Origin of the sequence: Streptomyces sp. SID1328 (assembly GCF_009865595.1) — a bacterium.
Classification (GTDB): domain Bacteria; phylum Actinomycetota; class Actinomycetes; order Streptomycetales; family Streptomycetaceae; genus Streptomyces; species Streptomyces griseoluteus.
The window spans coordinates 1-6,867 of the sequence record NZ_WWKH01000915.1 but is presented as its reverse complement, the minus strand read 5'-3'; the positions used below and the strand labels follow the sequence as shown (position 1 = coordinate 6,867).

Below are 6,867 nucleotides of genomic sequence, written 5' to 3'. Positions count from 1 at the left end.
GTCCACGCCCCGGTGCCCGGCGGCGTACACGGTGGCGGGCGGCTCCCAGCCGCGCAGCACCGCCGGACGCGTCCCCACCGGCCAGGTCCGGGCCAGCGCGGGCACCCGCTCACCAGGAGGTTTCTCTTCAGGCGGCTCCGCCCACGCCAGGGGTGTGAGCACGGCGAAGGCCAACAACAGGGGCGGAAGCGCCCAGTTCAGCACGTAACGCACCAGTGATCGCATGCGAGAACCGTGCCGCCCGCCGGCGGATCTTGGCGGGATCTGTGGACAACCTGCCGGTTGTGGACAGCGGCGTCACCCGGTGCCCTGGCCGTCCCGTACACTTCTTCTGGCGATCCGGGTCACCGGGTCGACTTCGCACGCCCCGGTACGAGGCCCGTCACAGGGTCCGTACAAGCGCCCCTCGGTCCTTCGCGGCACGGCGCACCGCGGGCGTCAGGCGCGACCGCCGTCCGGCGGACGCGGCACAACCGAGAAACTCAAGGAGATGGCCATGGCCGTCGTCACGATGCGGGAGCTGCTGGAGAGCGGCGTCCACTTCGGTCACCAGACCCGTCGCTGGAACCCGAAGATGAAGCGCTTCATCTTCACCGAGCGCAACGGCATCTACATCATCGACCTGCTCCAGTCGCTGTCGTACATCGACCGCGCCTACGAGTTCGTCAAGGAGACCGTCGCCCACGGCGGCACGGTCATGTTCGTCGGCACGAAGAAGCAGGCGCAGGAGGCCATCGCCGAGCAGGCCACCCGCGTCGGCATGCCCTACGTCAACCAGCGCTGGCTGGGCGGCATGCTCACCAACTTCTCGACCGTCTACAAGCGTCTGCAGCGCCTCAAGGAGCTCGAGCAGATCGACTTCGAGGACGTCGCCGCCTCCGGTCTGACCAAGAAGGAGCTGCTGGTCCTCTCCCGCGAGAAGGCCAAGCTCGAGAAGACCCTCGGTGGTATCCGCGAGATGCAGAAGGTGCCCAGCGCCGTCTGGATCGTGGACACCAAGAAGGAGCACATCGCGGTCGGCGAGGCCCGGAAGCTCAACATCCCGGTCGTCGCCATCCTCGACACCAACTGCGACCCCGACGAGGTCGACTACAAGATCCCGGGCAACGACGACGCGATCCGCTCCGTCACCCTGCTCACCCGCGTGATCGCCGACGCCGTCGCCGAGGGCCTCATCTCCCGCTCGCGCGTCGCCACCGGTGACAAGGGCGAGAAGGCCGCGGCCGAGCCGCTGGCCGAGTGGGAGCGCGACCTGCTCGAGGGCGAGAAGAAGGCCGACGACGCCGCCGAGGCCGTCGAGATCGCCGCCGAGGCGCCGGCCCCCGACGCCCCGGTCTCCGAGGCCGTCGAAGAGGCTGCCGCCGAGGTCGAGGCCCCCCAGGCCGAGCAGGCCTGACACCGGCGCTGACGGTGGGGGCGGCACGAACCGGCGCCCCCACCCGTCATCCGTAGCCCGACACGACGCCCGCGACCCGGCCACCGGCCGGTCGCGGGCCCGTGCGGATCTCCGATCTCCCAAGACTTCCAGAAAGACTCACAGACTCATGGCGAACTACACCGCCGCCGACGTCAAGAAGCTCCGTGAGCTCACCGGCGCCGGCATGATGGACTGCAAGAAGGCGCTGGACGAGGCCGAGGGCAACGTCGAGAAGGCCGTCGAGGCGCTGCGCATCAAGGGCCAGAAGGGCGTCGCCAAGCGTGAGGGCCGCTCCGCCGAGAACGGCGCCGTGGTCTCCATCATCGCCGACGACAACTCCGAGGGTGTCCTCGTCGAGCTGAAGTGCGAGACGGACTTCGTCGCCAAGGGTGACAAGTTCCAGGCCGTGGCCAACGCCATCGCCGAGCACGTCGCCAAGACCTCCCCGGCCGACATCGAGGCGCTCCTCGCCTCCGAGATCGAGCCCGGCAAGACCGTCCAGGCGTTCGTGGACGAGGCCAACGCCAACCTCGGCGAGAAGATCGTCCTGGACCGCTTCGCGCAGTTCACCGACGGTTACGTCACCGCGTACATGCACCGCACGATGCCCGACCTGCCCCCGCAGATCGGTGTCCTCGTCGAGCTGGACAAGCCCAACGCCGAGGTCGCCAAGGGCATCGCCCAGCACATCGCCGCGTTCGCGCCGAAGTACCTCTCCAAGGACGACGTGCCGGCCGAGGTCGTCGAGTCCGAGCGTCGCATCGCCGAGGAGACCACCCGCGCCGAGGGCAAGCCCGAGGCCGCGATCGCCAAGATCGTCGAGGGTCGTCTCAACGGCTTCTTCAAGGACGCCACGGTGCTCGGCCAGCCCTACGCCCTGGACAACAAGAAGTCGGTCCAGAAGGTGCTGGACGAGGCCGGTGTCACCCTGAAGCGCTTCTCGCGCATCAAGGTCGGCATCTGAGTCCGTACCGCGATCGACGCGCGACCCCGATAGGGTCGACAGCAGTCGTCCGCGCAGACCGCCGTCCGAGGCTGTGCGGCGGACGGCAGCAGATCTGACGAGGAGGCCATTGCCGCGCAAGGGAGCGAGAAGCGACCCACCGGCAATGGCCTTCTTCGTATGTGCAACATGTGAAAGAGGCGGGATCCCCATGACCACCAAGGCCCAGAAGAGCGACGACGGCAAAGTGCGCGGCCGGTTTCTGCTGAAGCTGTCCGGAGAGGCCTTCTCCGGCGGCGGTGGCCTCGGCGTCGACCCGGACGTGGTGCACAAGATCGCCCGCGAGATCGCCGCCGTCGTGCGTGACGGCGCCGAGATCGCGGTCGTGATCGGCGGCGGCAACTTCTTCCGCGGCGCCGAGCTGCAGCAGCGCGGCATGGACCGGGCCCGCTCCGACTACATGGGCATGCTCGGCACCGTGATGAACTGCCTCGCCCTCCAGGACTTCCTGGAGAAGGAGGGCATCGACAGCCGCGTGCAGACCGCCATCACCATGGGCCAGGTCGCCGAGCCGTACATCCCGCTGCGCGCCATCCGGCACCTGGAGAAGGGCCGCGTGGTCATCTTCGGTGCCGGGATGGGCATGCCGTACTTCTCCACCGACACCACCGCCGCCCAGCGCGCCCTGGAGATCGACGCCGAGGCGCTGCTCATGGGCAAGAACGGGGTGGACGGGGTCTACGACGCCGACCCCAAGACCAACCCCGACGCCGTCAAGTTCGACGCGCTCGGCTACGGCGAGGTCATCACCCGCGACCTCAAGGTCGCCGACGCCACGGCCGTCACCCTGTGCCGTGACAACAGCCTGCCGATCCTCGTGTTCGAGCTGCTGGCCGAGGGCAATATCGCGCGGGCCGTCAAGGGTGAGAAGATCGGCACGCTCGTGGGTGACGAGGGCAGCCGGGACTGACCGGCGACCCCGTCCCACCGGCGCGACCCGTCCGGGGCAAGGACGGGACGCGCACCGGCCGGGGGATGGACAATGTCCTGTCGGTCGGGAACCGTGCAGGAAGCAGACGCGACGCAGCCGGCCCGCCGCCCGATGGGCGCCGCGGCCGGGCCTTACTCAAGACACGCAGGAGCAAGTGGTGATCGAAGAGACCCTCCTCGAAGCCGAGGAGAAGATGGAGAAGGCCGTCGTGGTCGCCAAGGAGGACTTCGCCGCGATCCGCACCGGCCGTGCGCACCCGGCGATGTTCAACAAGATCGTGGCGGACTACTACGGTGCCCCGACGCCGATCAACCAGCTCGCCTCGTTCTCCGTGCCGGAGCCGCGCATGGCCGTGGTGACCCCGTTCGACAAGAGCGCGCTGCGCAACATCGAGCAGGCGATCCGTGACTCCGACCTGGGCGTCAACCCCAGCAACGACGGCAACATCATCCGTGTGGTGTTCCCCGAGCTGACCGAGGAGCGCCGCCGCGACTACATCAAGGTCGCCAAGCACAAGGCCGAGGACGCGAAGGTCTCGATCCGCTCCGTGCGCCGCAAGGCCAAGGACGCCATCGACAAGCTGATCAAGGACGGCGAGGTCGGCGAGGACGAGGGCCGCCGCGCCGAGAAGGAGCTCGACGACCTGACCGCCAAGTACGTGGCGCAGGTGGACGAGCTGCTCAAGCACAAGGAAGCGGAGTTGCTCGAAGTCTGATGAGCGACTCTTCCTGGGGGGCGCCGTCGCAGGCGGGGCAGGCCGGGTACTGGGGGCCCACCGTGGGTGGGCCTGTCCAGGGGGCTGTCACGGCGGGTCCCGCATACGATGCGCCCGAGGCGCAGCAGACTCGCCCCATGCCCAGCGTGCCCGACGTACCCGCGTATGGCGGAGACCAGGACGACGACTCGATGCCTGACGCCCCTCAGCCGGTGCCCGTGCCGAAGAAGACCGCGGGCCGTGACCTGAGCGCGGCGATAGGCGTCGGCGTGGGGCTCGGCGTGGTCATCATCGCCTCGCTCTTCGTCGTCAAGGCCGTGTTCGTCGGTGTGGTCGCCGTCGCGGTGGTCGTCGGTCTGTGGGAGCTGACCAGCCGGCTCCAGGAGCGCAAGGGGATCAAGGCACCCCTGGTTCCGCTCGCTGTGGGCGGTGCGGCGATGGTGGTCGCCGGTTACGCGCGCGGCGCCGAGGGTGCCTGGGTCGCCATGGCGCTCACCGCGCTGGCCGTCCTGGTCTGGCGGATGACCCAGCCGCCGGAGGGCTACCTCAAGGACGTCACGGCCGGTGTCTTCGCCGCGTTCTACGTGCCGTTCCTCGCGACCTTCGTGGCGATGATGCTCACCGCCGCCGACGGTGCCTGGCGGGTGCTCACGTTCCTGCTCCTCACCGTGGTCAGCGACACCGGCGCGTACGCGGTCGGCTGGCGCTTCGGCAAGCACAAGCTCGCTCCGCGCATCAGCCCCGGCAAGACCCGCGAGGGCCTGCTGGGCGCGGTGGCCTTCGCCATGGTCGCCGGCGCGCTGTGCATGCAGTTCCTCATCGACGACGGCGCCTGGTGGCAGGGCCTGGTCCTCGGCCTCGCCGTCGCGTGCAGCGCCACGCTGGGCGACCTCGGCGAGTCCATGATCAAGCGCGACCTCGGCATCAAGGACATGGGCACCCTCCTCCCCGGCCACGGAGGAATCATGGACCGCCTGGACTCCCTGCTCCCCACGGCACCGGTGGTGTGGCTGCTGCTGGTGGCGTTCGTGGGGTCCTGACCCCGCCGGCCCCGGATGGGCCCCGCTCTGCGACGGCAGGGCGGGGCCCATTGCCGTTGGAGGAGGCCTGCGGCGGCGTCGCGGACGGCGGCCCGGTCCACCCCAGTCGATCTGAGACAGTGGTACCACCATGCCCAAGCCCGGAGAACTGGCAGTAGCCGGGCAACAACAGGCCCCCTACCAGGGAGTTTGGCGGGGATAGAGGGCCTGGTGTGGGTCACTGGGCCGTCTCTGGGCCGTGGGGCGCTACTAAAAGCGTGCCCGACTGGTCGGCACAGTCCCTGCGACTCTCCCGGCTACCCGCGCGTGGGAACGCCCCGCAGCGCGTGGCTGCGGGGCGCCGATCGCAACAGGCCCTAGTGAGGTTTAGTCGACTGTCTGCCCGTTGTACTTACCGCCCCTGCATGTCGGGAGCACGGGCGTCGACCGATCGATCGTTCCGCCGCCGTCCGTGCACTCACCCGGGGTGACGCTGCTGACGCTGCTGGCGGTGGCGGTGGCGGTGGCGGCGCCTGTGAGGCCCACTCCGGCGAGGGCTGCCGTGGTAATGACGGCGGCGAGGCTTCGTCGAATGCGCATTTGGTTCGCCTTTCACAGATTATCTCTGTTGGGACACCAATCAGCCTGATATTCACCCATGTGGGTGGCACGTCGTGTTGGGCCATTCGGGTGACAGTGCTGGCGAGTGCTGGGTCGGTGACGCGACCACATAGGACACGGCCTACAACCGGATGGACGACGTGCTCGCGAAGGTCCTGGAAGCAGAGAGCTGGGCACCGGAGCAGGTGCGGAGCCACTACCTGGCGCGGGAGCTGGTACTCGCCTGGGTGCGAGGACAGCGGGGCCGGCCGAGCCGGAACTTGGCGGACCTGGCCGACAGGCTGCATGTGGTCTGAGCTGGGTACCCTCAGCTGCATGGCACCGAATGCGCACGAAGCGAAGATGGCGCACCCGCGTATGGCAGCGGGTGTGCTTTTCTTTGATGCCGCTGGACGGGTCCTCATGGTGGAGCCCTCCTACAAGGACTACTGGGAGATCCCCGGCGGGTACGTCGAGACCAGCGAGTCCCCGTTGCATGCCGCCATCCGTGAGGTTCAGGAAGAGCTGGGGATCGCCCCGCTTGTCGGGCGCCTGCTCGCGGTTGACTGGGCCCCCAACGAGGCCGAGGGCGACAAGGTGCTGTATCTCTTCGACGGCGGCCAGCTCACCCAGGACCACCTGGGAGCGATCACCTTGCAGCCGGAGGAGCTGAAAAGCTTCGCGTTTGTCTCTCCGGCGCAGATCAGCGAGCGTACGATCCCGCGCCTGGCCCGACGCATCCTCGCCGCCGCAGAGGCCCGGAACGAAGCTGTACCGGTCTACCTCGAACACGGGCAGAAGCCCGGCAGCGAGGCGGCATGACGAAGCCGCGGACCATGAGCCGAGAGGAAGGCATCCTGCTGGTGCAACGGCTCATGGACGCCGACTACGCCGACGAGGCGGAAGCCGACCAGCTCATCGCAGCACTGAAACGCGGCCTCGGCTGCCCACACATCAGTAACTACATCTTCTGGGACTTCGATCCGCAACTGACGGCTGAGAGGGTCGTAGACCGAGCCCTGACCTACGAGCCGTTCGCTCTGTGATCAGAGCGCGGTAAGACTTTCTCTACTTCATCAAGCCCCGGCTGCGCTCCGCTCCGCCGGGCGCGCTTCCCGGCTCCGCCGCGGGCGCCGCTCCTGCCTCCGGCCCGCTCCGCCCGCGCTGCGCCGACGCGCGCCC

Annotated in this window: 8 protein-coding genes and 1 pseudogene; 8 read left to right on the top strand and 1 reads right to left on the bottom strand. The window is 68.7% G+C overall.

Annotated elements, in window-relative coordinates:
• Positions 1-225: pseudogene (locus GT030_RS29600) on the bottom strand (M23 family peptidase); the annotation flags it as partial.
• A gap of 271 nt (positions 226-496) precedes the next feature.
• Here GT030_RS29600 and rpsB point away from each other — a divergent pair.
• The 8 genes from rpsB (at position 497) to GT030_RS29560 (ending at position 6,731) form a co-directional block, all read left to right on the top strand.
• Positions 497-1,396, top strand: coding sequence for a 30S ribosomal protein S2 (rpsB, locus tag GT030_RS29595; protein WP_161203719.1), 900 nt, complete (start codon positions 497-499; stop codon positions 1,394-1,396).
• A 148-nt stretch (positions 1,397-1,544) separates the two neighbouring features.
• A complete protein-coding gene (tsf, locus tag GT030_RS29590) occupies positions 1,545-2,381 on the top strand; it encodes a translation elongation factor Ts (RefSeq protein ID WP_161203718.1) in 837 nt (278 codons plus the stop codon).
• 190 nt (positions 2,382-2,571) lie between these two features.
• Positions 2,572-3,330 carry a UMP kinase gene (gene pyrH, locus GT030_RS29585; protein WP_086694692.1) on the top strand — a complete coding sequence of 253 codons (759 nt, stop codon included), beginning with the start codon at positions 2,572-2,574 and terminating at the stop codon, positions 3,328-3,330.
• 178 nt (positions 3,331-3,508) lie between these two features.
• On the top strand, positions 3,509-4,066 hold the full coding sequence (gene frr, locus GT030_RS29580; RefSeq protein WP_026248385.1) for a ribosome recycling factor: 558 nt from the start codon (positions 3,509-3,511) through the stop codon (positions 4,064-4,066).
• Positions 4,066-5,106, top strand: coding sequence for a phosphatidate cytidylyltransferase (locus GT030_RS29575; RefSeq protein ID WP_161203717.1), 1,041 nt, complete (start codon positions 4,066-4,068; stop codon positions 5,104-5,106). Before frr ends, GT030_RS29575 begins: the two co-directional genes overlap by 1 nt.
• A gap of 731 nt (positions 5,107-5,837) precedes the next feature.
• Positions 5,838-6,002: a hypothetical protein gene (locus tag GT030_RS29570; RefSeq protein ID WP_202460719.1), complete on the top strand. Its 165-nt coding sequence runs from the start codon at positions 5,838-5,840 to the stop codon at positions 6,000-6,002.
• A 19-nt stretch (positions 6,003-6,021) separates the two neighbouring features.
• Entirely contained in the window at positions 6,022-6,507 is a 486-nt protein-coding gene (locus GT030_RS29565; protein WP_161203716.1) for an NUDIX hydrolase, read from the top strand.
• Positions 6,504-6,731 (top strand): e9imm peptide, encoded by a 228-nt coding sequence (locus GT030_RS29560; protein ID WP_237522889.1) that lies wholly within the window; start codon positions 6,504-6,506, stop codon positions 6,729-6,731. The genes GT030_RS29565 and GT030_RS29560 overlap by 4 nt, the downstream gene beginning before the upstream one ends.
• Positions 6,732-6,867 lie beyond the last annotated feature (136 nt).

Excerpts from the sequence above, each read along its gene's own strand:
- GT030_RS29570 (WP_202460719.1), top strand. The coding sequence starts at position 5,838 with ATGGACGACGTGCTCGCGAAGGTCCTGGAAGCAGAGAGCTGGGCACCG.
- GT030_RS29560 (WP_237522889.1), top strand. The coding sequence starts at position 6,504 with ATGACGAAGCCGCGGACCATGAGCCGAGAGGAAGGCATCCTGCTGGTG.
- GT030_RS29565 (WP_161203716.1), top strand. The coding sequence starts at position 6,022 with ATGGCACCGAATGCGCACGAAGCGAAGATGGCGCACCCGCGTATGGCA.
- rpsB (WP_161203719.1), top strand. The coding sequence starts at position 497 with ATGGCCGTCGTCACGATGCGGGAGCTGCTGGAGAGCGGCGTCCACTTC.
- pyrH (WP_086694692.1), top strand. The coding sequence starts at position 2,572 with ATGACCACCAAGGCCCAGAAGAGCGACGACGGCAAAGTGCGCGGCCGG.
- GT030_RS29575 (WP_161203717.1), top strand. The coding sequence starts at position 4,066 with ATGAGCGACTCTTCCTGGGGGGCGCCGTCGCAGGCGGGGCAGGCCGGG.
- tsf (WP_161203718.1), top strand. The coding sequence starts at position 1,545 with ATGGCGAACTACACCGCCGCCGACGTCAAGAAGCTCCGTGAGCTCACC.